Raw genomic sequence first — 25,099 nt, 5'->3', positions numbered from 1 at the left:
CGTCCAATGACGCTTGCACAACGAGATTGGGTGCCGAGCACCAGTGAAACCCTGATTCAGGACATAGCGGCCACGACGGCGTCCGCAACGTCTGCCGATCTGCTGGCCCGTATCGAGCAGCTGGTCGAGCAGAACCGAGTGATCCATGAGGAAGAGTGCTTTAACCTCAACCCTGCGACCAATGTGATGAACCCGAAAGCCGAAGCGCTATTATCCTCTGGCATCGGGTCGCGCCCCTCTTTGGGGTATCCCGGTGACAAATACGAAATGGGACTGGAAGCGATCGAGGAAATCGAAGTGATCGCGGCCCAGCTTTGCGCGGATGTGTTCGATGCCAAATTCGCCGAGGTTCGTGTGCCTTCTGGTGCGATTGCCAACCTCTATGGCTTTATGGCCACCTGCAAACCGGGCGACACAATCATTGCGCCGCCCGCATCCCTAGGCGGGCATGTGACGCATCATGTCGATGGCTGCGCCGGCTTATACGGCTTGCGCACGATAGAGGCCCCGGTGAATGCCGATGGCTATACCGTTGATCTGGACCAACTGCGGGCGCTGGCACGGGCCGAGCGGCCCAAGTTGATTACGATTGGTGGCAGCCTGAACCTGTTCGAGCATCCCGTGTCCGAAGTGCGGTCCATCGCCGATGAGGTCGGGGCCAAGGTCATGTTCGATGCGGCCCATCAATGCGGCATTATTGCCGGGCGCGCCTGGTCCAACCCGCTGGCCGAGGGCGCGCATTTCATGACGATGAGCACCTATAAAAGCCTTGGTGGCCCTGCAGGTGGGCTGATCGTTTCGAATGATGCAGAAATCGCCAAAACGCTGGACGCTATCGCCTTTCCCGGCATGACGGCCAATTTTGATGCGGCGAAAACTGCCGCGCTTGCGGTCACGATGCTGGACTGGAAAGACTTTGGCGCGGCCTATGCGAAAGAGATGATCGCTATGGCGCAGGCATTGGCTGCGGCTTTGGATGCACAAAATGTGCCTGTGTTCGCTGGGGCCGAGGGCTTTACCAACTCTCACCAGTTCGCTGTGCTGGCCGAGCCCTTTGGGGGCGGGCAGGCGGCCTCAAAAGCCTTGTGCCAAGCTGGGTTCCTTGCCTGTGGCATCGGTCTGCCTGTGGCGGCGGTTGAAGGTGATATGAACGGTCTGCGAATTGGCACGCCCGAGCTTGTCCGCTGGGGGATGACCGCAGGCGATGCGGATCGTCTGGCGGGGTTGATCAAACAAGGTCTGCAAGGCGCGCCGATTGCCTCCGAGGTTTCAGCCTGGAGACGCGCGTTCAATACGCTGTGCTTTGTCCATTAGATCACCGTTTCCAAAAGCAACCGGCGCGCACGGTGTTTGGTGATCGTTCAATCCCGGCCTTCACAAATGAATGGCCGGGATCTGTTCCGCTTGATCCAAACTTAGTTTTCCAGAATTCCAGGCAGGCGCAGCCCGTGTTCACGAGCGCAATCCTTGGCCAGGTCATAACCCGCATCGGCGTGACGCCACACGCCCGAGGCAGGGTCGTTCCACAAAACGCGCTCCAGGCGTTTGGCAGCATCATCGGTGCCGTCGGCGCAGATCACCACACCCGCATGCTGGGAAAAGCCCATGCCAACGCCGCCGCCATGGTGCAGAGATACCCAAGTCGCGCCCGAGGCGGTGTTGACCAGTGCATTTAGCAGAGGCCAGTCCGAGACCGCGTCAGACCCGTCCTTCATCGCTTCGGTCTCGCGGTTGGGCGAGGCGACTGAACCGGAATCCAGATGGTCACGACCAATGACCACCGGCGCGCTTAGCTCGCCCGTTCTGACCATCTCGTTAAACGCCAGACCCAGGCGATGTCGGTCACCCAGACCAACCCAGCAGATACGCGCAGGAAGGCCTTGGAATGCGATCCGTTCACGCGCCATATCCAGCCAGTTGTGCAGATGCGTGTTATCGGGCAGCAGTTCTTTGACCTTTTGATCGGTCTTGTAGATGTCCTCGGGGTCCCCCGACAGGGCCGCCCAGCGGAACGGGCCAATGCCACGGCAGAATAGCGGACGGATATAGGCAGGCACAAAGCCCGGGAAGGCGAAGGCGTCTTCCAGACCTTCCTCAAGCGCCATTTGCCGGATGTTGTTGCCATAGTCGACGGTTGGAACACCGTCATTGTGAAAGGCAACCATCGCCGCGACCTGCACCTTCATCGAGGCGCGGGCTGCCTTTTCCACTTCCTTCGGAGCGGTTTCAGCCTTGGATCGCCACTCGGCTACGGTCCAACCTTGAGGCAGGTACCCATTGATCGGGTCATGCGCGCTGGTCTGATCGGTGACGATGTCGGGCTTGACGCCGCGTTTGTGGATCTCGGGGAAGATATCGGCGGCATTGCCGATCAGCGCCACGGATTTGGCTTCGCCCGCTTTGGTCCAACGCTCGATCATATCCAGCGCCTCGTCCAGGCTGTGGGTTTTCTCGTCGACATAGCGCGTGCGCAGTCGGAAATCGGCGGATTTCTCGTCGCACTCCACGGCCAGACAGCAGGCACCCGCCATCACAGCAGCCAGTGGCTGAGCACCGCCCATACCACCCAGACCCCCAGTCAGGATCCAACGGCCTTTCAGACTGCCACCATAGTGCTGGCGTCCTGCTTCCATGAAGGTCTCATAGGTGCCTTGGACGATGCCCTGCGACCCGATGTAAATCCAGGAACCCGCGGTCATCTGGCCATACATCGCCAGACCTTTCTTATCCAACTCGTTGAAGTGATCCCAATTCGCCCAATGCGGCACCAGGTTCGAGTTGGCAATCAGCACGCGCGGTGCGTCCTTGTGGGTTTTCACGATGGCGACGGGCTTTCCCGACTGCACGACCAGGGTTTCGTCCGCTTCCAGATCTTTCAGGCTGTCGACGATCAGGTCGAAATCCTTCCAGGTTCGCGCGGCCCGGCCTATGCCGCCATATACTACCAGCTCGTGCGGGTTTTCTGCCACGTCGGGATGCAGGTTGTTCATCAGCATCCGCAGTGGTGCTTCGGTCAACCAGCTTTTGGCATTCAGTTCGGTCCCGGTTGGCGGATAGATGTCCCGGCTGTTCTTACGAGGATCGCTCATCGGTCATTCCCTTCAGATTGGATAGAGCCCGACAGGGCAAGGGCATTGAAGTTTTCAATCATGTGTCTCGGCTGCGGTCGCGCGCCATCATGGCAAAGACCGTCATCAGTTAAGGCCCGGCAAAGAGGCGTTCAGCGCGTTCAGCAACGCGCCCGACGCGACCAATTCCTTTGCAGCTTTCAGATCGGGCGCCATATAGCGATCCTCTTGCAGGCTCGAAACATCCTCGCGCAGCCGTGCGATGGCCTGTTGCAGCAACGGGCTCGTCTGGAGGGGGGCGCGGAATTCGATGCCACGCGCGGCGCAGAGCAGCTCGACCCCAAGGATATGGTTGAGGTTTTCGACCATGCGGGACAGCCGCCGCGCACCATGCGCTGCCATCGAGACGTGATCTTCCTGATTGGCGGAGGTGGGTGTTGAATCGGTGACACATGGGTTGGCCAGATGCTTGTTCTCGCTCATCAAAGCGGCTGTCGTCACCTCGGCAATCATCAGGCCGGAATTCAATCCGGGTTCAGGTGTCAGGAAGGGCGGAAGATCGAAGCTGAGCGTTGGATCGACCATCAGAGCAATACGCCGTTGACTGATCGCGCCAATCTCGGACAATGCCAGCGCAATCATGTCAGCAGCGAACCCAACGGGTTCCGCGTGAAAATTACCACCGGACACGATCATATCCGCTTCGGTCAGCACAAGTGGGTTGTCTGTTGCAGCATTCGCTTCGATCAAAAGGGTCTGTGCGGCCTGTCGCAGGACATCCATCGCCGCACCAGTCACCTGCGGCTGACAGCGGATGCAATAGGGATCCTGAACACGTGTATCATCATCCCGGTGGCTTTCTCGAATTTCGGATTGCGCCAGTATCTCACGCATCGAACCTGCCGCTTCGATCTGGCCACGATGTCCTCGCAGCGCATGGATTTCGGGCTGCAGCGGAGCGGTTGATCCCATGATGGCATCGGTGGACATGGCCGAGATGACCAGCGCATTGCGCACAGCACGCCAGACTTCGAACAGACCGGCAAGCGCATAGGCCGTTGAAAACTGTGTGCCATTGATAAAGGCCAAACCTTCCTTGGGGCCAAGCTCGATCGGGGACAGGCCAGCCTTTGCAAGCGCCTCGGCGCCCGGAAGAATTTCGCCTTTATATTCCGCCTCTCCCTCACCGATCACTACTGCGGTCATATGTGAAAGAGGTGCCAGATCGCCTGACGCGCCAACCGATCCCTGATTTGGAACAACAGGGGTGACGCCTTTTTCCAGCATGTCTTGCATAAGCTTGATCAGTTGCCAGCGGACGCCAGATGCGCCACGGCCAAAACTCAATAGCTTAAGAGACATCATAAGCCGAACCATCCGGCGGGGCATCGCGTTTCCTACGCCGCAGCAATGGCTGAGGATCAGATTTCGCTGCAAAGTGGCGGTGTCTTCAGATTTGATCTTGAGACTGGCCAATTTGCCAAAACCCGTGTTGACGCCATAAACCGGTACATCACCCGCAGCGGCGATAGCGATCCGTTTTGCGGCCGCCTCGACCGTAGGACGACACGTCGGATCAAGTATGACCGAGGCTTCATCCCAATAGATGGTTTCAAGCTGAGGCAGAGTAGCCTGCCCGGGCGCCAGAGTGAGAGTTGTCACGCTTGACCTCCAAAGATGCGTTTGTGAAGCGGGTTGAACCCGATACGATAAGAAAGCTCGGCCGGACGGCCCACATTCCAGACCGCCAGATCGGCCCGCTGACCCGCTGCGATCATACCGCGATCACTCAAACCAAGGGCACGCGCTGCGTTACAGGTTACGCCCGCAAGTGTTTCCTCTGGCGTCATGCGGAACAGGGTGCAGCCCATATTCATGGTCAGAAGAAGAGATGTCAGGGGGGATGATCCCGGATTGCAATCGGTTGCCAGTGCCATTGGGACATCGTGTTTGCGCAGAAGCTCAATCGGAGGCTGACGCGTTTCGCGCAGAGTATAGAACGCACCGGGCAGGATTACGCCCGCTGTTCCCGCCTGGGCCATGGTGATCACGCCGTCTTCGTCAAGATACTCGATATGATCCGCAGACAATGCGCCATAGGAGGCGGCAAGCTGCGCCCCGCCCAGATTAGAAAGCTGCTCGGCATGCAGTTTAACCGGAAGGCCAAGGGCAGCGGCGGCGTCAAAGACACGGGCGATCTGTTTGGGCTGAAAGGCGATCCCTTCGCAGAATCCGTCAACTGCATCGACCAGCCCTTCTACATGGGCGGCCCGCAAGGTCGGAATGACGACCTCGTCGATATAGGCGTCATCGCGCCCCTTGTACTCTGGCGGAGTCGCGTGGGCGCCCAGATATGTGGTTTGAACAGAAACCGGGCGACGTTTTCCAATTTCGCGCGCGGCGCGCAGCATGTTCAGCTCTGTCTGTTGTTCTAGCCCATAGCCGGACTTGATTTCGATAGTGGTCATGCCCTCTTGGATCATCGCGTCGACGCGGGGCAATGCACTTTCTATCAGCTCTTCCAGGCTGGCGGCCCGTGTCGCTTGAACGGTTGCGTTAATACCGCCTCCGGCGCGCGCAACCTGCTCATAGCTTGCACCATTCAGGCGCATTTCAAACTCTTGGGCGCGGTCGCCGCCAAATACAACATGGGTGTGGCAGTCGATCAAACCGGGCGTCACAAGGCGTCCGTTCAGATCCTCGGCCTCAAGCTCGGTATATTCATCGGGCAGATCGCGTCTGGGTCCGACCCATTCGATAAACTCACCTGATATTACGATGATGCCATCCTCGATTAGCCCATAAGGGCCCTGCTGGCTGGCTTGTGTTGCAATTTTTGCGCCACGAAGGGTTGTTTTACCAGTCATGAGAATCTGATCCCAAGTTGCAATGCTTCTGAAATAGGTATACTGATTACTGCATAATGTGTACACAAAATAATGAAAGGCATCGCGCCGAAGCCGCCTTCTTGGAGTCAAATTAGGTAGAAGTCTTAGGTGCGGGGCAGAGTTACATGCTTCATTGCAGATGTCTTATGTGTATGTATAAGCCAATTAAGGCCGGTTTTTGAGTTGGGGAGTTTTATGGCAAGACCTCAGGGGAACATGAGCTTTCGGGACATCAAGCAGGTGGTTTTGGATCGAATCCAAACCGGTATCTGGAGCCCGGATTCCATTTTGCCAAGCGAGATGGATTTGGCCGCTGAATTCTCAAGTACACGAACAACGGTCAACCGGGCGTTGAGAGAGCTTGCCGAAGAAGGATACCTGGAAAGAAAACGCAAGGCCGGCACGCGGGTTCTGAATTCTCCCATCAGAAAGGCGCAATTTGCGATCCCTTTGGTGCGTGACGAGATAACGGCCACCGGTGCGGCCTATCGGTACTCTTTGGTGGACCGAGAGGTGCAACCCGCACCGTCCTGGCTGGCATCACGCCTCGACCTGAAAAAAGAGCAGGACGTCTTGCACCTGCGATGTATGCATTATGCCGACAACGTAGCGTTTCAGCTTGAGGTGCGATGGATAGTTGCCGACGTTGTACCTGAAGTGTTGGAGGAAAGTTTCGAACAATCGGGGCCGAATGACTGGTTGGTTAACAGGGTGCCATTCAGCAATCTGGAGCTTAGTTTCATGGCGACCAAGGCTGATGGTGAAATCTCCAAGTTCCTGGACACGCCACCTGGCGACCCGATCTTTACCGCCGAACGCATTACCTGGCTGCGTCGCGCGCCGGTGACATATGCCAAGCTTTACTTTGCACCGGGTTACCGGATGACGACGCATCTCTGATCTGACCGGAGTCCAGCTTTTGGGGCGATAAAAAATGTCGGTCTTCGTCGGTCTGCCGAATTATGGGCTGACAGAACATCAAACAAAGGGAACGCGATGGCTGTTCAGAATCTAATGACGTTTAAGGCGGGTTCAACGCCGATTTTGCTGAATGTCCCACATGCCGGAACCTTGCTGCCTCCGGAGGTTGAACGCCGTTTGCGACCCGCCGCGCTGGAGCTGAAGGATACGGATTGGCACATGGGCAAGCTGGCGCTGCCTTGTGCCGAATTGGGTGTGGGTGTCATGGCGGCGCAGTATTCGCGCTATGTGGTGGACCTGAACCGTTCAGCTGATGACGCGCCGCTTTATTCCGGTCCGACAACCGGCCTGATATCGCAAATCGATTTTGACGGTCAGCCGCTTTATCTGGAAGGGCAAGAGCCAGATGGGCAGGAGACACAGGCGCGCATCCAATCCTATTGGGCACCGTATCATCAGGCGCTCAAGGCTGAGATTCTGCGGATCAGGGCGCAGTTTGGCACCTGCATTCTGTTGGATCTGCATTCCATCCGTTCCGAAGTGCCAAGGCTGTTTGATGGGGTGCTGCCGGATTTGAATCTGGGCACAAATAGCGGGGCCAGCACAGCCGCGCGCTTTGAGGCCTGCGCCGAAAGATCGCTGGGGTCCGGCCAATACAGCTTTGTCAAAAACGGCCGCTTTAAGGGAGGCTATATTACCCGGCACTATGGCCAACCCGACCAGAACATTCATGCGCTGCAACTCGAAATTGCACAGTCCACCTATATGATCGAGCACGCCCCTTGGGACCTTGTGCTCCCTAAGGCAGAGGTACTTGGCACCGCGATCAAGAACCTTGTTACCGCGTTGTTGGATGAAGTTAACACCACCCGTGGATGACCCAAACAGACTCGCCGATACGGCATCCAAGTAAAGGAAAGTGGATGACAACTGGATTTCATTTCAAACAGGCACTGACGGACCAGGGCTGGCTTAGCAATATCTCCGTAACCGTCACGGAATCTGGTGAGTTCGGAGCACTGGTCGCGGACGACAATCCCAATGCCTATCCGGTGATTGAAAGCCCGGTTGTGCCGGGCATGCCCAACCTGCACAGTCATTCCTTTCAATACGCGATGGCCGGGTTATCAGAAGTGCGCCGGAATCCGGTCGACAGCTTCTGGTCCTGGCGCGAAATGATGTACTATTTCGCTCATAACGTATCGCCCGAGGACCTGCAGGCAATCACTGCCAAGCTGTATATGGAATTGCTCAAAGGCGGTTATACCGAGATTGTCGAGTTTCATTATCTGCACAATGAAGAGGATGGAGCGCGCTACGCCCAACCTGAGGAGCTGTCTTCTGCTATTGTCTCTGCTGCAGATCGAACGAGCCTCAGCCTGACGCATCTTCCGGTGTTTTATGCACACGCAAATTTCGGCGGCGTGTCTCCGCAAGATGCTCAGAGGCGTTTCACCAATGCACGTGATCAATACGCTTTGCTGATCGAAACCCTGAAGCAGCAGCATGAAAAGCTTAACCTCGGAATCGCGCCGCATTCCCTGCGCGCCGTAACCGAAGATGAAATGTCATGGCTTATGGAGCTTCGGCAAGACCAGTTGCCGGGGTGTCCAGTTCACATCCATGTGGCCGAACAGACCAAAGAGGTGGAAGACAGTATCGCCCATAGTGGCAAACGCTCTGTTTCGGCGCTGATGGACCAGGTCCAGATTGACGCCGCGTGGTGCCTGATCCATGCCACCCATCTGGATGACGCCGAGGTTGCGGCCATTGCCGCTTCGGGTGCGACCGTGGGTCTGTGCCCGCTGACGGAATCAAATCTTGGAGACGGGATTTTCCGGGCGGTCGATTTCGTGGCAGCAAATGGCCATTTTGGTATCGGCTCGGACAGCAACATCTGTACCCAGGCAGTTCAGGAGCTGCGCACACTGGAATATAGTCAGCGCCTGCTGCACCGGCAGCGCAATGTTATGTGCTCCAAGGACATGCCCAATGTCGGCGGTTATCTCTGGCAAGCCGCCGCCCAAGGTGGAGCGCGTGCAGCCGGGCGCAATATCGGCCGTATCGCAGAAGGGTGCCGTGCTGATTTTGTAGAATTGTCTTACGATAGGAATGGTCTGATGGCGGCGGTGTCGCCCGAAGCCGTGCTGGATTTCCACATGTTCTCGGGTCAGCAGGCAGAAATCATTGCCGTCTATGTTGCTGGTCAAAAGGTCATTGAAGATGGTCAGCACCCCGATCACGAGTCCATCGACGCCGGATATATTTCCACCATGCGTCGGTTGGCGCAAAAACTATGATGAAGGGTGAATAGAACCAACGGAACTCATTACTGCGCGAGCTTAAGAACCTTGGGGCACTTGGTGCTGGTCAGGCTGAAAACATTGTCCGAGATCGCCAAGGAATTTTCTGTCACCCAGCCCATTGGTTTCGAACATTTCAGTTGGTTCGCGCCTTCCGAACCTTGTCACATCAATGGCGCGCGTGATGCTGGCGGATCTGAGCGAAACGGAACTGGATCACCGTACCCCCCAATGACGGGTCTGGGCATGTGTGCGGTGCTATTAACAATTCCGGCCACCGCAATCAGCTGGGATCTGCGGAAGATCTGATCAAACAGGTCTGCCACTGCGCGGCGCAATATCAAATTGCAGTGATGCAGGTGGCGGCATCCCAGTTTGCCGATGTATTCCGTCATCGTGACAGGCTGCATAAGCGGCCTGAATTAGTCTGGTAAGTTCGACTCGGTTAGGGCCTTTTGAGGCATGGCTTCGAGGTGCAGTTCACCCAGCAATCAAGGTACCTGTATAAGCTTGCTCCGGTCAGAGATAATGCTGAAATCAGAGAGGTTTTTTGCCCCAAAACCTCATCTCTCCATCAAGTTGACAAGGCGAGGGATTTGGCTGATACAGCCAGAATATGAGCGGGCCGTTAGCTCAGCTGGATTAGAGCAGGGAACTTCTAATTCTCAGGTCGGGGGTTCGAGTCCTCCACGGCTCGCCAAATGCACAATTCCTAATTGAGTATTCATCCGCCACCCTCAGATTACGACGTTGGCAAAGCTCTCGACTGTGACGATCGGACGTGGTTGTCCCGCCAGGCTTTCTGCATCGGTCAGACGCTGCGCCAATGGGTCGGCATCGCTAAGGGGGCCAAAGTTCAGCCCGGTTAATTTTTCCAAATCCCGGACGCGGATCTGGAATGTCTTATAGGCACCAAACTCAAATCCACCGACAGATTCCACGCTCCCCTGGTTCGAGAGCATCTGTTGGATGACCTCAACCTGGCTGAGTACATAGGCGGTGGAATGAAGGCGAAGAATGCCTTCGCTGCCATCCTCTTCGGCCAGCATGGTCACAAGCTTGAAGAACTTCAGGGGTATCGGCGATCCGGTATCTTTCAACATCGGCTCGTCACCGGTCAGGATTGGTCCGGTGAACACGCAGGCTTTGAATCCATGTGTGCGCACATTTGTCATGATAAAGTTCTCAAGACCCAACCATTGCGCGTGGCTCCGATTAAAGGCCCGGTGCTGCGGGGCAGCAGCGGTATAGTGAAAGCTGTCATCATTGGCCTGTTTGGCCTGTGCATCATCGACACCCCAATTTGTCGCCGCACGGCGAACCAGGTGGCCCCGGTCAATATCCGCGTGATCATAATCCTCTTTGCCGAGTTGGACATTTGCTGGGATGCGCAGGTCAGCGAACCACTTGTCGCTACCTCGTTTTTGCGGTCGGGTCTTGGCACCATCGATATTCAGCGCGGCAATGATCGGTGTTTTGATAGTCGCAGAATAGAGAATGCCGAAATTCTGATAGCGCAATTCGTTGGGGCGTTCCGGGGTCGCATCCGACGGAGTGGCAAGCCCAAACGCATTCGGTACCACCGGCAGAGGCACCTCTGCCACCTGAAGGAAGTCCGGGTTGTACCCGTCGCGCGGTTCAAAATGATCTGCGTCATGGTTTCCGTCAGGTCGTTCTGGCCTGACGATTTCGGTTCCGGGGATCGAGGTCGGCACCGCCCCGTCCAACAATGCGTTGACCGTGCTGATCCTGACAGCTGAGTTTCCGACGCCGAAGGTACCTGCATAATGCAGACCAACCGCTTTGCCGCTGTCCAACGAGATCACAGGCGAGCCCGAGTTGCCGCCCAAAGTCGTGCAGTCATGGCGCAGGATCGACACGCCGCCATCTTCGATGAGAAATCCGGGCGAAAAGCGTTTCACGTCATACAGGTCGTTGAAATAGTTGGACATCTGCGTGGGGTCATTGCGCAAGGAATCCTTGGCGGGATACCCGATAACAGCGACGCACTCCCCATGCTGGGCGTCTGTATTGGCGCGCGGGATCGGCGCGGGCGTGAAATTGGCTGTATCCGCTGGCAGGTCGATCTTTCCAAGTGCGATATCTGCGGCCGCGTCTTCAGCGATATATGTGAACTTGCGAATGTCGAAAAGCCGTTCGGGGTCTTGTGCCGCGCCGACCTCTTCGAGGAAATCTATCCGGGCGCCATAGCGGGCATTGCCGGGGGCAAACATGAAGACACCATCGCCCAGGAAACTGCGCCGCGCGACCAGCTTGGCAACATGGCGATTGGTGATGATCAGCAGATGGTCGTCCTTCTTTTCGATCACCCAGCCAGTGCCACCCCAGCTAAAGTCATGATTGATAAACTCGATACGCCCGACCGAGGCGATATTGTCTTCGGCCTTGCCGATACGAATGTCGATATCCGGCGGAAAGTCGGATGACAGCGATTGTTTGCCTTCAACCTTGCCGCCGCGCACGATCAGGGGAGGGCGTCCGACCGCGCGCACGATGGCTTCAAGTTGCGAGGGCGTAGAGCCAAAGCTTTCCAGCTTATTCATCTGCGCGCCCATCAATTCACGGGCACGATCCGGTGTCAGGCCCATTTCACCAAGAATGCCCGGACTGGTATCCAGAGCCTCACGCGCCTTGTCGATTGTTCCGGCATTTCCAAGGCCTTCCAGCCGGCTGAATGTTTCCTTTTCGAAATCGCTCATGGCATTGGTTCCTCAGCTAATATGAAGTTTTCAAACTCAGTCGATCTGCCTCTAGGGATCGAGGTATTTTGGCCCCCGCCCTGTTTCGGCAAACATGGTCAGTGCCGGATGAAACACCACGGGCGCCCGGCTTTTGGTAAGCCAACCAAGGATTTCCTCTGTTCCTGAACCATGGGTGAGCCGCCGAGCAACTGGTGCAAGGCGGCGTTGCAGGGTTTGAGTGGACTTACCGCGCCCTTCGTTCAAAGGATCCGCCCAGAAGTTTAGAACTCGGTCTGCCAGACCATGACTGCCGCGTTCCAAAAGGTCGACGGTTCGGCTTGATGTCAGGTCGCTCCATTTCCGTGTGGAATTCCATTCTGGTGGCGGTGGTGAGGGGAAGGCCCAATAGCCGCCGATGACTTGTTGCCAACGTCTTGCCGCGCGTGCGAGCGTTGGCAAGTCAGGGATCGGGTGGTAAAAACTGTACCCCTCGGCCCAATCAGCGGTAAGGCCCATCGCGCGCAATAGCGAAATCACATCCGTTGGACGCTCTGACAGCTGGGACATCGCATTGTTGATCCCCTGTAAACCCGGGGCAAAAATGTCAGCCGCTTCATATAGGCCGGTGGCAAGGTTGGACAAATCGCGCAGAACACGACCTCGGCCACTTGCTTGAAACTCTTCCACAAGTGCCAGCATCCGGTCGAAATAGGGATTCAATGGGGCCAACGCGAGCCCGTAATCATCCGTCGGTAAAGCGGGGTCGGGCATGTCCGGCTCTGAATATTCCAGCCCGAACTCCTGACGGATACCCGCCGCATAGCGGAGCCTTTCATAGGTCATCTCGCGTGGGCCGTGATCCAGATAGGGGGCGATCAGGCCCAGAACCTCATGATCACCCTCAAAACTCATACCCGTTGCCAGAAGAGCGAATTCAAGCGCTGCTGACTGCATACCAATTCGAGACGAGCTGTTCACGACGCGAAGAGCTATGTCGCGAAAGTCCTTATCGCGGAGTCGGTTAACGAGCTCTTCGAATTCAAACTCGGCATAAATCTCTAGGAGCATCCGGCCTTCCAGTTCGGGCCTTTGTTGTGCCTCTCTCAGCAAGGTATCTGCTGGCAACAAATTGAATAGGCTTCGCGCCATGGACCAATGACCGCTCTGCCAGTTGTGGCACAGGATCAGGATGCCAACTTCGCTTGCCGGATCATAGGCGCCTTTCAATCCTTCGCGTATGATATGTGTTGCCTCGCGGCGCTGGCCCTGCTCCAACATCGTTCGCAGGTCTTTGACTGCGCGACTATCTGGTGCGGCCACATAACCGCGACCTTTGACGATCCGTGCTCGTGCCGTCGCGGCCTTGGACTCAACCTGTACAAGGTCTTCGGGGGGAAGTTCAGAACTGCTGTCCAGCCCAGTGGCGCCGTATTCCCGTTGTTTGGTTTCTTGCACCGGGGCCGAGCGCTGGCCGCGAGCTTGACGGATCAGGTCCTGCGCGTCGATTGGCAGCTCTTTCAACAGCTGTTCGGGGAAGCGTTCAGCCAGTGAGGGATTGATGCTTGGAGGGGCTTCTCCGACGCGCATAAGCTGAAGCGAATGATAAAGGAACAACAGCGGATCGCGGTCAGCGTAATAGTCACAAGCTGCACGGTTTACCTCTGCGGTTTCGACGGGGCTTTGGTTATAGGTGGGTTCTAACAGGTCCCGCCGCATGTCGGCCTTATGGGTCAGTTGACCATCAGTGGCGGCGTCCATCAGCCAGGATTGCAGGCCAAGATCCGCGACGATTGTGCCTGCTTCGCTGCTGAGGTCACCCAGCCCAAGCGCCGGTGCAACGATGCCGTTCAGGTTGTCGGCGTTTATCTCGCTTAGAACCATGCCGTAATTGGCAATGCCACGCAGGTGCACGGGCAGGCGCGATGTGATGGCCCGGTTCACGATGCCCGCAGCAATCGGGTCATTCTCGTCTTCGGTGACTTCGGCCAATCGGCCCACGGTCTGCACCTCGTCAATCAACAGCCGCAATTTCAACGGATTGCCCTGACAGCGCAAAATGATCTGATCGCGGAATTCCTCGGGGATTCCGGCCTCATCCAGCGTTTGATTGACCAATTCGTCTTCGATCTGGTCGAGCTTGATGTATTCGCCCCGTCTTGGGTGATCTTCGCCGAAAATCGGCCCGCGACCGGCTGAGATGATCGATACTTCGATCTGTTCCTTTTCGACAAAACGGTCCAGATCGTTCAAGAGGTTATTCACGAAGGTCGCGCCCTGACCATGCAGTACTTCGAGCGTATCCAGCAGAATGACAAGGCGCAGGCGGGCATCAGCCACCGCGTTGGTCATCGCCAGGATCAACTGACGCGGTGTAAGATCCGAGCTTTCGTATATCTCCCGTGTGATCTGTTCGGAATATCGCAGCCGCAATTTGCGGAGTTCGGGGGCCGCTTGGGGTATTGCGGTACCGATCTGACGCGAGATCTCTTCAAAGATTGGACCGGTCTGCAATGAGGGCTGATCGAAATCCAGCCGGATCAGGATGACGTCTTCGCGTTCGCTTGTAATCTGGATGATGCGTTCCAGAAGGTAGGATTTGCCGATCCCGTACTGGCCTTCGATATGCAGCGTTTTCAAAGGGGCCGAGCGCATAGGGTGGTCGATCCAGCGTTGAATCTTGTCGATTTCGCTGACACGCCCCACGAATTTTTCGCCCAGGCGCTCTTTTGATCGGCGCTCGCGTCTGAGCAGGTTCAATCGGCTGCGCAACCTGAACAGGCGGTCATATCCCGGCGCTTTTTGGCCTGCACGCTCTAACGTGACAAGGTGCTGCGACAGGTTTTGTTCATCTGTTTCCGCCTCGATAAGGTGATCCAGAGCGCTCGGTGCGAAACCTTCTCGTCCCGACAGAGCCTGCACGATATCGGTCTGCGTTGCCGCCGAGTCGAACTCTTCGATCCCGGATAATTCGCGATGTCGTGCAGTCAGGCGCAGTATCCATTTCGTAGAGCTGCCCGACTTATCAACATGGCTCAACTCGCGCAGGGATGACATCAGCCGGGCCCGTAGCACCCGGTTGCCGTACTCATCTTCGCTCAGCACCTCGCGCATAAGCTGCCGTGGTTCAAATGCCTCTCGAAGGGCTGCAGCGCGCAGCAGGCGCGAACGGAGTTCTTCCTGCGCCTGATTCATTCTTCTATCTCCAGAAAGCGTTTGGCCTCTTGGCGAACACGGGTGACAACGGTTTCCAGATGTTCGCCATCGAATTCACCTGTGTTGTCAGGGCTCAACCCGGCCAGAGCAGAGTCCACCATTGCCCGTCGAGCAGCCGGTGTCAGCTCTTTTGCCGGGTCAAGCGAAGTGATCATGCTGTTAATTGTAGCCTCAACATCGCTACGTGTGAATGGTCCCAGCTCTTCCACCAATAGGCCGCTGCGCTGCGCGCCGTCGACAGCGCCGACATTGGCAAAACGCAGGGGCGACAGGCGATAGGTCTCATAGCCTGCGAGGATCAGGCGCAGGTTCTCGGATGTGGGCAAGCATTTGGCGATGTGCTCGAACTGTACCTGGGCACGTGGTGAGAGCCCTTCGGGCGGGTTGTCGAAATAGATCCACCATGTTTGCCCTGCGGTTTTGGCGGCCTGATCCATGTCAGCAATCAGGGTCTCCGCGCGGCTGCCTTCGAATGCAACATCGGTAGTCTGGGCGGCGGTTGTTCCAGCAGCAGCGTCTGGCGAGGCGACGGTCCCGTTGGCCTTCTCGGCAAGATCAGCAAGCAAATCGTCCGTATTCAGGGTCGGCCCCAATCGGATGCAACGATGCTGCGGCGCGGCGTTAGGTGCTTCTTGCATCAGCAGATAGGATTCCAGCATGTCATAGCTGAATCCGAGACCACGAATAGACGTCGTATCCTCGCGCCTGATCCAGATCCCACGCAGTTTGGATTTGGGATGATCCAGCATATGGGCAAGCCCGGATACGAATTGGTTGCGGCCGATGATGATGGTCCCGTCAATGTCGCGGCTCAGCGACCACATGTCCCGCTGTTTCGAGTTCTTGCTGATCAGATCTTGGAAGTCGGGGTCATCGTGGAACTGCTCGAAAGGGACAAGCCGTTTGGTTGTCTCCCATTTGCCCTGGTGGATGCCCAAAAACCTGAATTGGCTGTCAAAACCGGGGCCACCGGATGACCCGCCGGATGTGTCGATGTCATGAGGGAACCGCTTGGCGCCAGGTTCTCGGTGCACTTTGCCGGGCATGAACCCCTTGGTGACACCTTCGGGGTAGTGGACCAATGTGAACAGGTCTGCACCCTCAAAATCGGGGGGATCACCGGTCACATCGACACTGCCATAGGTATGCCCCAGCGGCAGGAATATCCGCAGCAGCGCGATGTCCACCTCATCGCCCGGCGGCAGGTTCCCGGCCTTTTCACTGTCGTGATAGGGCCAGAGCTTTACGCATTTTGCCCGGTACCGCTTTTCGTCCGAGGCAAGTATTTCAAGCCGAGGGTCGACCCCAGCGGGCAGGGAGTTTAGCGGGTCCAGAACATGGGCTGCAGTCAGCACCAGATTGGGGGCAACAAACGCGCCGGAGCCTTCGAATGTGTTGTTGATCCAGATCTGACAGCGAAAGCTCTCTGCGCGCGGGGCAAAATCGCCCAATGCAGCAAAGTCGAACGAATTATTCGCCGGTATGCCGATCAGGGTGCCGTCAAACCGAGCGATGTTTTCGGCAAAAATCAGGTGACGGTCGCGCGGCACAGGATCCGCACCGCGCGCGCGCAGAAAATTGAGGAACTGCTTGACCTTCGCAGCGTCGACCAGAATTTCCAGCAAGACATCGGCAAGCGTTTCGCCGATATCTTCGTCTACACTTTCCTCGACGGCTTCATAATTCACCGGGTCATCAGGGTCGGGAAACAGCGCAGTCAAAGCATGACGCACAATCGGTTCATGCTTTCGGATTGCAATCCGGATATGCGCTGCATTCACCATCCGTGGCTTATCCCATGCCCAAATAGGCGCTGAGGGCCGGTTTGTCCGACAATGCGGTGTCCAAGCCCGGGGTCGGGGCGTCTTCGCCAACCATGGCCTCGGCCCCACCATCGCTTTCGACGATACGCTTCCGGGCCCCGCGACGATAGCTGAGCCAGATGATCTCATTGGCGTAATCGGCCATGTCTGGGGTAATTTCTCCGGCGGCCTCGCTGTCTGTTCCCGCAAGATGCGAGACCAGAATGTTCAATGTCGGGGTTGCATTCGGGTCGGGTGCTGCCGGACTTTCAGCGCCTGTTGGCAGTGGCGCATTCAGGACCGCCTGGGCATTGATGATGCCCGCGCCAAGATCGGTGGCGCCGTTCCAGACGGCTGGCTTGCTCATCCCGTGTTTGGCACAGTGCAACCACATCGCCTGAACGGTGGTCCCAGCATTCTGGGCCTTTTGCAACAGCGCCGCCCGACCGCCGTGATGTGCGACCCACAGCGCTGCAACGCCTCCAGTCATTGAGGTGGCAAGCGTGGTACCCTGGCTGGCGCGGATACCCGAGTTTGGGTCGGTCGCCTTGTTCTTGGCCGCGCCCCACACGTTTTCGCCATAGGCCGAAAAGCTGACCTCGGGGCCACGCCCAGTTTTGCGCCAGGGGCGTCTGTCGGGCTGCAGTGCAGCGACAGCTGTGCAGATTTCCAGTGATGCATAGGCGGCGGGAAAGACCACGTTCGGATAACAGTTGCCCGCAGCGCAGACGATGACCAGCCCGGCCTGTACCGCATTGCGCAGCGCCTGTTCCGTCGAAGAGACCCGTACCGGCCCGCCAAGCGCCATCACGATGACATCGGCGTTTTGGCTGACCGCATGAGAGATTGCCGCAGGAATACGCAGCTGTGTCATGTCGATCACCGATTTGATCGCCCGGATTGGCAGAACCTTGGCCGCAGGGGCCGTACCGGTTATCGCCCCCGGCGAGGTGGTATCGCCATTCATATCGGCCCCGCCCCGCGATCCGACGACCGAGGTGACAAGCGTGCCATGACCAGGATGTTTTAGGACGCCGCCTGAAAACCGGTCACGCGCATCCCCGTTCCCTTCGACAAAATTCCACATGCCGTTGGTTTCGATCACGCCGGCCAGTTCGCTATGGTCGGAATAGCCCGTGTCGATCACCGCGACCTTGCTGCCCTGACCCCGGGTGTGCTGCCAGGCCAGCGGTGTCTTGATCCGTTTGTGGTGCCAGCCATAGGGCCGAGAGTTGTCGCGCTTGGTTTCGCAGAAACTGAGAAAGCTTTCCGTACCCACATGTGCAGCCCCGTACAGGCTGTCTGGCAAGACCGGGTTGGCCTCGGCTACGTCCAGCGCCATACGGAGGGCACGGCCAAATGCAAAAACCTCACGCTCTTGGCCTTTTGGATCGATCTCGGGGAATTCAACAAAGAAAAATCGATCCGCATCTGCGTCGAAGACCGCTTGGGTACTGGTGGCAACATCAGGAAGTGCACTACCCACACGTTCTTGAATAGCCGACAAGGATTGCGGTGTATCCGAGACCACTTCAATGACTAGCGGATCGCCGTCGAGCGAGACATCGGACCTTGTTAGGGCGTCATATTCCTGCATGGCAAATATCCTTATACAAAAGCAAAAGATGGTGGGGCGCATGGGCCAACGCCGTAAGCGCAAGCGCGGTCAGCAACAGGGTGAATGCGCTGGCGCGGGGGTCGGGGCGAAGAACGGCGCGCTCCGACAGGATGATCACTGTCAAAAAGATCATGACGGCAAAGTCATGAGTCCCTAGCATGACAAGCATCATCGGCAAGCAAGAGGTGATACAATCGCGCGCATAGGTCAGCCCAAAGATCAGCACATCGCGGTCGGCACTAGGGCCAAAGGCGGCCAGGACCGGACGGCTGTGGCATTTCCTTAATGCGCTGCGTTTTCGCGGGCTGAACTGCCATGCTGCGGCGCACAGGCAAGCCAACGGCGCAAACACGGTTTGGTGCAGAACCGGCGCCAGAAGGAACGCAGCAAGCGCGCCTGCGACCAGCCAGGCCAACAGATATGGCAGAACAAACAGAAGTGCCGCGCGTGATCTTCGATCTGCGAAGCTGCGCGCGCGGACATGGGCGATCTGCGGAACAATCGTTGGAAGCATCATCGCCAGAACCATCGCCGGCCAATGCAATGAGGGCGCGGGCACCAAAGCAAGCCAAAGCCATGCAAGCGCGGCCACGCCAAGTGTCGTGCGTATTTCGATATCGGCCTGTCCAAACAGGCGAGGGCGATCTATTCCGGTAGCCGACGCCATGGGCGATCAGTCGAAATAAAGGTTTATGCGGCCGATCTCAATGTCTGGCTGCTGTTCTGTTGGGGCGATCTGTTCCAACCCTGGTACTTGGCCAAAGGCCTCGCTGTCATCAAACATTCGTTGAAACCGGATTTGCAACCTGTTGGCGTCGCCTTGGCTCAGCCCCAGTGCAAAGGCCAGCTTTGTGATCTCGTAAGTCACCGCAAGGCCGTTGCCGCCATGTGGGCCGTCCGGGTTGCTTGCCTGTTCAAGGCCAAACGGCGACAAGGTGCCGATAATCGCTGGCGGCAAAGCGTCATCCGGAAGATCCAGCATGACGCGGTAAGATCCGGGCATGCCACGGCCCTTGATCCCCTCAAGATGCAGGTGAACGCGCCGGGTGGTGCCGGGGGCCTCGGCGCCGGAAATCAGCGCGACTGAAGTGTCGAGCTTTACGCCGGCAGTGGTCATTGCACCACGCAACTTGACCGGAGCTTCGCTTGCGCCAGCAAGCTCGGGTTCCTTGCCTGCCATGACGAACTCCTCTGCTGGAATGGCGGGTTCTACTGAGGGTGGAACGCCGTCATATTGAAACCCGTGCAGGACGCTTGTGCTGTCCAGCATTTCTTCGCTGTTGAAGGTGAATGCCGCGCCATCGCCATCATGCATCGAGAATGTCTGGCCAGTGCGCCACAGTGGCGAGGGTGGGGCGACATGGCTCGGGTCGGCGTTGCGCCAGACTTCCCATAGCCGATCAATGTTGCAATGGTGCAGCCAGAAAATCGGATCAAAGGCCGCAGTGGCCGGATTTGCCATAAAACCGCCAGAGCCCCCAATCCAAACGTGTATATCGTTATGGGGCGTGCTTTCCAATGCGCCATTGTCCCCACCGCCGGGGTGAAACCCGGTTTGCGGGCCACCAAACCCTGATGAGAATCCGGGCGTATCATTGGTGAAATCTTCATGATCCAACGCATCCAACGACACCACGTCGTCCGGAAATCCGAAATCTCCATTCACCACTACACGTCGGCGGGAAAACAGGAAGTTGCGCGTGCCGTCTGACTTGGTCGGCTCACGGAACGCCACAGGAAGGCGGCGCGCATTCGGGTTTTCTGACAGGGGTTGGGAATAGTCCCAATAAGGCAGCGCCCAATCCTGCGGCCCGCCCAGATCGGCGACGGCTTTGCCGACGACGGCCTCAAATGCGGTGATATATCCGCGGTGCCAGGGCAGGAAGAACCAGCTTTGGTGCTGGCATTGGTTCCAGAATTGTCCGGAACCGGGAATGTTCGGAAAATTCTGCGGCTGCCCATGAACTGCGCCCATGAAAAACCACGATGTCGGGTCTTCCAGATCTCGGTCCCAGAGAGCTTCGACAGCACGCTCATACCAGATCAGAGTTTCGTCGTTGGCTGGCAGGGTCCAAACGTTTTTGCGGATTCTTGTGGCCATAACAATACCTCAAACTGCAAATAAATCTTGGAATCTAATAATGCGCCGAGTGTAACACTTGCGTGGTTTTATGTTAACCGAAATGAATCCAAGCCATAGCAGGGTAGGCCTGGGCAGGTGTTGACAGTGCCAATGTGCGTTTCCCAAATAAGATGAATTCAGGGTGACGCGCGGCCTTTCGCTTGCGTTCTAAGTCAGAGGCGCCAGTTACTGTATATTTGTGAATTGGACGGCCGCAGCTGCAGTGGGCACACATGCCGAGTACCCGAAAACAAGGGTGAATTTACGTAACTGTGAAATAATTCTTGCAACCGGTTGCAAAGAGAATCATTGTGGTGTCGAAAAAAGGGATTCGGGGGCGCGGGATGCTAAAAGTAGGATTGCTGGGGGCTGGGCGCATTGGGCGTGTTCACGCGCAGGCTATTGCGGCGCATCCTTACAGTGAACTGAGCGCGGTGTCTGATGCACTGCCCGAAGCTTCGGCGCGTTTGGCTGAGGAATTCGGGGCCAGTGCGCGACAGTCACAAGAGATCATTTCTGATCCTTCGATAAATGCAGTGCTGATCGCCACGCCGACGGATACGCATTCCGACCTGATCGAAGCGGCTACCCAAGCCGGGAAAGCGGTATTGTGCGAGAAGCCGGTTGATTTGAGCCTTGATAGGGCTGTCGCCTGTCAATCCTTTGCAAAAGCCACAGGCCAGCCCGTCATGGTCGGTTTCAATCGTCGATTCGACCCGAATTTTGCTGCTTTGAAGGCCGCGTTTGAGGCTGGTGAGGTCGGCAAGGCCGAGTTGTTGTCCATTACATCTTTCGACCCCGCGCCGCCACCGGTGAGCTATGTCAAAGTATCAGGAGGGCTGTTTCGGGACATGATGATTCATGATTTCGACATGGCGAACTTCCTGATGGGTGACCTGCCGGAAGTAATCTCGGCAGTGGGCACATCGGTTGTTGACCCCGAAATCGGTGCCGTAGGTGATGTGGACACGGCGGTCGTGACAATGACTTATGCAGATGGCCGGATCGCTGTGATCAAAAACTCTCGGCGCGCGGCTTATGGGTATGATCAGAGGGTCGAATTGCTGGGATCAGAAGGGATGCTTCAGGCGCAAAATATCCTTGAAAACTCAGTGGTTAAGTCAACTTCGAATGGCGTGACCGGTGCCAAGCCTACTTACTTTTTCCTTGAACGCTACATGTCTGCCTATCGCGCAGAATGGGATGCATTCGTTAGGTCAGTAAATTCTGGATCAGGGGTGCCTGTAACTCTGGACGACGGTGTCGCCGCGCTTGCTATGGCCGAGGCCGCAACCCGTTCTGCGCAGTCCGGACAGTCGATGGTTTTGGCCAAAGTTTTGAAACCGGTTGCAAAATGATCGGATATGCGGAAACTTGGGGCAGCTTCGCCCCGGATCGGGGCGAAGAAGATTCGGTTTAATCGGAAGATTGGGGCCAAGACCCCAACACACTGTTCAAACGGGAGGAGAAACCATATGAATAATTTCTTTAAAGGCGCACTGGCAGCTGGTGCACTGGCGATGGCCACGCCTGCATTCGCGCAGGAGATCGTCGTTGTGTCTCATGGTCAGGCCAATGACGCCTTCTGGAACGTCGTGAAAAACGGCGTTGAGCAAGCGGGCAAGGATGTCGGCGTGAACGTGGAATACCGCGCACCCGAGACCTTTGACATGGTTGCGATGTCACAGCTGATCGACGCCGCCGTGAACCAGGAACCGGACGGGTTGATTGTCTCGATCCCGGATGCCGATGCGCTTGGCCCGTCAATCGAACGTGCTGTTGCTGCCGGAATTCCAGTGATCTCGATCAACTCGGGTTCGGACGTGTCCAAACAGCTGGGCGCATTGCTGCATGTCGGTCAGGACGAGTTTGATGCGGGCAAGGCCGCAGGCGAAAAGCTGGCTTCGATGGGTGGCGCGAATGCGATCTGTGTGAACCACGAAGTCGGAAACGTGGCGCTTGACCTGCGTTGCGCCGGTTTTGCCGAAGGCTTTGGTGGCAGCGTCGAAGTTCTGCCAACCTCGAACGATCCTTCAGAAATCGAAGCGAAGGTCTCGGCCGCTCTGGCCGCGAATGACGCTGTCGACACAGTCATGGCGCTGGGTGCAAGTTCGGCTGGTGAACCCACGGTAGCGGCTGTGAAAGCATCGGGCCGTGATGTGAACGTAGCCTCGTTCGACCTGTCTGCGAACTTCCTGCAGTCCATCGCCGATGGAGATGCGGCATTTGCCATCGACCAGCAGCAGTATCTGCAGGGCTATCTGTCTGTGAACTTCATGGGCCTGCATGCCAAATACGGCCTGATGCCAGGTGGCAACGTGCCATCGGGTCCGAACCTGATCACACAGGACAAGGCAGCTCAGGTTATCGACCTGTCGGCACAGGGTATCCGCTGATCCGATTGGGACAGTGAAAAACAGAAACGGCGCCAGGTGCGCCGTTTCAACCGAATTGGGAGGGAAACATGAGTGAGTCAGCGCCCGTCACTACGGACGAACGCGTAAAGAAAGAACCGTTTCTGACCAAGCTGATGAAACGTCCAGAGCTTGGTGCCATGGCCGGTGTGGTCCTGGTGGTCATTTTCTTCGCGCTCACGGCAGACGATTCCATGTTCACGCTGGCTGGAGTTATGAACTTCATGACGCCCGCGGCACAGCTGGGTATCCTGGCTATCGGAGCGGCGCTGCTGATGATCGGGGGTGAGTTTGACCTGTCGATCGGTTCGATGGTTGCCTTTGCAGGCCTGTTCTTTGGTGTCTGCGTGGTGACTTGGCAGTTACCTCTGATCATTGCGATCCCGATGACATTTGTTTTTGCGGCCTTTGTTGGGGCGGTGAACGGCAATATCGTCATACGGTCAGGCTTGCCTTCTTTTATTGTAACTCTGGCTTTCCTTTTCATTCTGCGCGGTCTCTCACTGGTGGGTCTCAAAGCAGCCACTGGCGGGTCAACCCAGCTGCGTGGCGTGCGCGATGTAGTCGAAAACGACTGGCTGGCCCCGTTCTTCTCGGGCGAAGCTTTTGCCGGTTTGTTTGCCTGGCTGGCTGCAAACGGATTGATCGACACATTCAAAAACGGGGCGCCGAAAGTACCGGGCATTCCGGTTGAGATTTTGTGGTTCATCGTTCTGGCCCTTGCGGCGACCTATGTTCTGCTGCGGACCCCTGCCGGAAACTGGATTTTCGCGGCCGGTGGCGACAGCAATGCGGCTTCGAACTCGGGCGTGCCGGTGAGCCGCATCAAAGTGTCCTTGTTCATGCTAACCGCCTGCTGCGCGGCGCTGGTTGCAATCATCACCGTGATCGACGCAGGATCGACCGATGCGCGCCGTGGCTTCCAGAAAGAGTTTGAGGCCATCATTGCGGCGGTGATCGGAGGTTGTCTGCTGACCGGTGGCTATGGATCGGCCATCGGGGCGTTCTTTGGCGCGATCATCTTTGGCATGGTGGTCATCGGGCTGACTTACACGGATTTCGATCAGGACTGGTTCCAGGTGTTCCTGGGCGCAATGCTTCTGATCGCGGTATTGTTCAACAACGCCATCCGCAAACGCGTAACCGGGGAGCGCTGATATGACTGAAGACAGCAAGTTCCATCACGGGGATGCGGTAAAGGATGTCGCGCCGATCGTGCAAATGAAGAATATCGAAAAGCATTTTGGTAACATTATTGCCCTGGCAGGCGTCAGCTTTGACGTCAGGCCTGGCGAATGCCACTGCCTGCTGGGCGACAACGGTGCCGGAAAGTCGACCTTCATCAAGACCATGTCCGGAGTTCACAAACCCACCAAGGGCGAGATCTTTTTCGAAGGCAAACCGCTGCAATTTGACACGCCACGCGATGCGATGGAGGCGGGCATTGCGACCGTGTTTCAGGATCTGGCGATGATCCCTTTGATGAGCGTGACCCGCAATTTCTTCATGGGCCGCGAACCGACCAAGGGCAAGGGATTGCTCAAACGGTTCGATATCGACGAGGCCAATGAGGTCTGCATGGCCGAGATGCGCAAGATGGGCATCAACCTGCGCGGGCCGGATCAGGCCGTTGGAACCCTGTCAGGGGGCGAGCGTCAGACGGTTGCCATTGCCCGGGCGGTTTACTTCGGGGCCAAGGTTTTGATCCTTGATGAGCCGACCTCGGCCCTTGGGGTACGTCAGACATCGAATGTTCTGGCAACCATCGACAAGGTGCGCAATCAGGGCGTGGGTGTGGTGTTCATCAGCCATAACGTGCGCCATGCGCTGGCCGTAGGTGATCGCTTTACCGTGCTCAATCGCGGCAAGACTCTGGGCACGGCCACACGAGGCGAGATCACACCCGAACAATTGCAGGACCTGATGGCGGGCGGTCAGGAAATGGCCCAGCTCGAAGGCTCTCTGGGCGGAACGGTTTAACCGTTCCCCCGTCTGGGCCACAGGCCCGCTAATTTCGAAATTGCAGGAATGGCCGAGATGGCCTTGTG

Annotated in this window: 17 protein-coding genes and 1 tRNA gene; 9 read left to right on the top strand and 9 right to left on the bottom strand. The window is 57.1% G+C overall.

Annotated elements, in window-relative coordinates; translation table 11 throughout:
• The first annotated feature begins 6 nt into the window (after nucleotides 1–6).
• The gene (glyA, locus tag AC2FH9_RS10620; RefSeq protein WP_496871477.1) at nucleotides 7–1,314 is read left to right on the top strand and encodes a serine hydroxymethyltransferase; all 1,308 of its coding nucleotides are present in this window, start codon (nucleotides 7–9) and stop codon (nucleotides 1,312–1,314) included.
• Between the two features lie 101 nt (nucleotides 1,315–1,415).
• On the opposite strand, the gene hutU is transcribed toward glyA, so the two are convergent.
• The 3 genes from hutU to hutI all read right to left on the bottom strand — a co-directional run bounded on the left by hutU (nucleotide 1,416) and on the right by hutI (nucleotide 5,935).
• Complete coding sequence (gene hutU / locus AC2FH9_RS10615) at nucleotides 1,416–3,089, bottom strand: urocanate hydratase (RefSeq protein ID WP_496871474.1); 1,674 nt, start codon at nucleotides 3,087–3,089, stop codon at nucleotides 1,416–1,418.
• A 105-nt stretch (nucleotides 3,090–3,194) separates the two neighbouring features.
• Nucleotides 3,195–4,730: a histidine ammonia-lyase gene (hutH, locus tag AC2FH9_RS10610; RefSeq protein ID WP_496871472.1), complete on the bottom strand. Its 1,536-nt coding sequence runs from the start codon at nucleotides 4,728–4,730 to the stop codon at nucleotides 3,195–3,197.
• A complete protein-coding gene (hutI, locus tag AC2FH9_RS10605; protein ID WP_281972488.1) occupies nucleotides 4,727–5,935 on the bottom strand; it encodes an imidazolonepropionase in 1,209 nt (402 codons plus the stop codon). Before hutI ends, hutH begins: the two co-directional genes overlap by 4 nt.
• A gap of 216 nt (nucleotides 5,936–6,151) precedes the next feature.
• On the opposite strand from hutI, the gene hutC reads away from it, so the two are divergent.
• From hutC to AC2FH9_RS10585, 4 genes are all read left to right on the top strand, one after another.
• Entirely contained in the window at nucleotides 6,152–6,856 is a 705-nt protein-coding gene (hutC, locus tag AC2FH9_RS10600) for a histidine utilization transcriptional repressor HutC (protein ID WP_246097191.1), read from the top strand.
• A 96-nt stretch (nucleotides 6,857–6,952) separates the two neighbouring features.
• On the top strand, nucleotides 6,953–7,756 hold the full coding sequence (hutG, locus tag AC2FH9_RS10595; protein ID WP_496871471.1) for an N-formylglutamate deformylase: 804 nt from the start codon (nucleotides 6,953–6,955) through the stop codon (nucleotides 7,754–7,756).
• 44 nt (nucleotides 7,757–7,800) lie between these two features.
• Nucleotides 7,801–9,177 carry a formimidoylglutamate deiminase gene (locus AC2FH9_RS10590; protein ID WP_496706291.1) on the top strand — a complete coding sequence of 459 codons (1,377 nt, stop codon included), beginning with the start codon at nucleotides 7,801–7,803 and terminating at the stop codon, nucleotides 9,175–9,177.
• Between the two features lie 625 nt (nucleotides 9,178–9,802).
• Nucleotides 9,803–9,880 (top strand) — tRNA-Arg (locus AC2FH9_RS10585).
• Nucleotides 9,881–9,917: 37 nt separating this feature from the next.
• On the opposite strand, the gene AC2FH9_RS10580 is transcribed toward AC2FH9_RS10585, so the two are convergent.
• From AC2FH9_RS10580 to AC2FH9_RS10555, 6 genes are read right to left on the bottom strand one after another with little or no spacing between them, the layout of a single operon-like run.
• Entirely contained in the window at nucleotides 9,918–11,900 is a 1,983-nt protein-coding gene (locus tag AC2FH9_RS10580; protein WP_496871470.1) for a DNA/RNA non-specific endonuclease, read from the bottom strand.
• A 51-nt stretch (nucleotides 11,901–11,951) separates the two neighbouring features.
• Nucleotides 11,952–15,074: an ATP-binding protein gene (locus AC2FH9_RS10575; RefSeq protein WP_496871469.1), complete on the bottom strand. Its 3,123-nt coding sequence runs from the start codon at nucleotides 15,072–15,074 to the stop codon at nucleotides 11,952–11,954.
• A complete protein-coding gene (locus tag AC2FH9_RS10570; RefSeq protein ID WP_496871468.1) occupies nucleotides 15,071–16,879 on the bottom strand; it encodes a S1 family peptidase in 1,809 nt (602 codons plus the stop codon). Before AC2FH9_RS10570 ends, AC2FH9_RS10575 begins: the two co-directional genes overlap by 4 nt.
• A gap of 7 nt (nucleotides 16,880–16,886) precedes the next feature.
• Nucleotides 16,887–18,494 (bottom strand): S8 family peptidase, encoded by a 1,608-nt coding sequence (locus AC2FH9_RS10565; protein WP_496871467.1) that lies wholly within the window; start codon nucleotides 18,492–18,494, stop codon nucleotides 16,887–16,889.
• Entirely contained in the window at nucleotides 18,481–19,182 is a 702-nt protein-coding gene (locus AC2FH9_RS10560) for a copper chaperone (RefSeq protein ID WP_496871466.1), read from the bottom strand. Before AC2FH9_RS10560 ends, AC2FH9_RS10565 begins: the two co-directional genes overlap by 14 nt.
• Before the next feature lie 6 nt (nucleotides 19,183–19,188).
• Nucleotides 19,189–20,616, bottom strand: coding sequence for a tyrosinase family protein (locus tag AC2FH9_RS10555; RefSeq protein ID WP_496871464.1), 1,428 nt, complete (start codon nucleotides 20,614–20,616; stop codon nucleotides 19,189–19,191).
• 365 nt (nucleotides 20,617–20,981) lie between these two features.
• Between AC2FH9_RS10555 and iolG the strand changes: the two genes are divergently transcribed.
• The 4 genes from iolG (at nucleotide 20,982) to AC2FH9_RS10535 (ending at nucleotide 25,031) form a co-directional block, all read left to right on the top strand.
• Nucleotides 20,982–21,995 (top strand): inositol 2-dehydrogenase, encoded by a 1,014-nt coding sequence (gene iolG, locus AC2FH9_RS10550; RefSeq protein ID WP_496696288.1) that lies wholly within the window; start codon nucleotides 20,982–20,984, stop codon nucleotides 21,993–21,995.
• A gap of 117 nt (nucleotides 21,996–22,112) precedes the next feature.
• Complete coding sequence (locus AC2FH9_RS10545; protein WP_142635704.1) at nucleotides 22,113–23,033, top strand: sugar ABC transporter substrate-binding protein; 921 nt, start codon at nucleotides 22,113–22,115, stop codon at nucleotides 23,031–23,033.
• 68 nt (nucleotides 23,034–23,101) lie between these two features.
• Entirely contained in the window at nucleotides 23,102–24,208 is a 1,107-nt protein-coding gene (locus AC2FH9_RS10540) for an ABC transporter permease (protein ID WP_142635706.1), read from the top strand.
• Nucleotide 24,209: 1 nt separating this feature from the next.
• Nucleotides 24,210–25,031, top strand: coding sequence for an ATP-binding cassette domain-containing protein (locus AC2FH9_RS10535; RefSeq protein ID WP_496706304.1), 822 nt, complete (start codon nucleotides 24,210–24,212; stop codon nucleotides 25,029–25,031).
• Nucleotides 25,032–25,099: the final 68 nt, after the last annotated feature.

It is taken from the genome of Ruegeria sp. CDSC081 (assembly GCF_059610485.1).
The sequence above is the reverse complement of the archived record's forward strand: the minus strand, read 5'-3'. Positions and strand labels throughout refer to the sequence as shown.

Bases quoted from the DNA above. Each gene is read 5' to 3' on its own strand.
- glyA (WP_496871477.1), top strand. From the start codon at position 7: ATGACGCTTGCACAACGAGATTGGGTGCCGAGCACCAGTGAAACCCTG.
- hutU (WP_496871474.1), bottom strand. From the start codon at position 3,089: ATGAGCGATCCTCGTAAGAACAGCCGGGACATCTATCCGCCAACCGGG.
- hutI (WP_281972488.1), bottom strand. From the start codon at position 5,935: ATGACTGGTAAAACAACCCTTCGTGGCGCAAAAATTGCAACACAAGCC.
- hutC (WP_246097191.1), top strand. From the start codon at position 6,152: ATGGCAAGACCTCAGGGGAACATGAGCTTTCGGGACATCAAGCAGGTG.
- hutG (WP_496871471.1), top strand. From the start codon at position 6,953: ATGGCTGTTCAGAATCTAATGACGTTTAAGGCGGGTTCAACGCCGATT.
- AC2FH9_RS10590 (WP_496706291.1), top strand. From the start codon at position 7,801: ATGACAACTGGATTTCATTTCAAACAGGCACTGACGGACCAGGGCTGG.
- AC2FH9_RS10580 (WP_496871470.1), bottom strand. From the start codon at position 11,900: ATGAGCGATTTCGAAAAGGAAACATTCAGCCGGCTGGAAGGCCTTGGA.
- AC2FH9_RS10575 (WP_496871469.1), bottom strand. From the start codon at position 15,074: ATGAATCAGGCGCAGGAAGAACTCCGTTCGCGCCTGCTGCGCGCTGCA.
- AC2FH9_RS10570 (WP_496871468.1), bottom strand. From the start codon at position 16,879: ATGGTGAATGCAGCGCATATCCGGATTGCAATCCGAAAGCATGAACCG.
- AC2FH9_RS10565 (WP_496871467.1), bottom strand. From the start codon at position 18,494: ATGCAGGAATATGACGCCCTAACAAGGTCCGATGTCTCGCTCGACGGC.
- AC2FH9_RS10560 (WP_496871466.1), bottom strand. From the start codon at position 19,182: ATGGCGTCGGCTACCGGAATAGATCGCCCTCGCCTGTTTGGACAGGCC.
- AC2FH9_RS10555 (WP_496871464.1), bottom strand. From the start codon at position 20,616: ATGGCCACAAGAATCCGCAAAAACGTTTGGACCCTGCCAGCCAACGAC.
- iolG (WP_496696288.1), top strand. From the start codon at position 20,982: ATGCTAAAAGTAGGATTGCTGGGGGCTGGGCGCATTGGGCGTGTTCAC.
- AC2FH9_RS10545 (WP_142635704.1), top strand. From the start codon at position 22,113: ATGAATAATTTCTTTAAAGGCGCACTGGCAGCTGGTGCACTGGCGATG.
- AC2FH9_RS10540 (WP_142635706.1), top strand. From the start codon at position 23,102: ATGAGTGAGTCAGCGCCCGTCACTACGGACGAACGCGTAAAGAAAGAA.
- AC2FH9_RS10535 (WP_496706304.1), top strand. From the start codon at position 24,210: ATGACTGAAGACAGCAAGTTCCATCACGGGGATGCGGTAAAGGATGTC.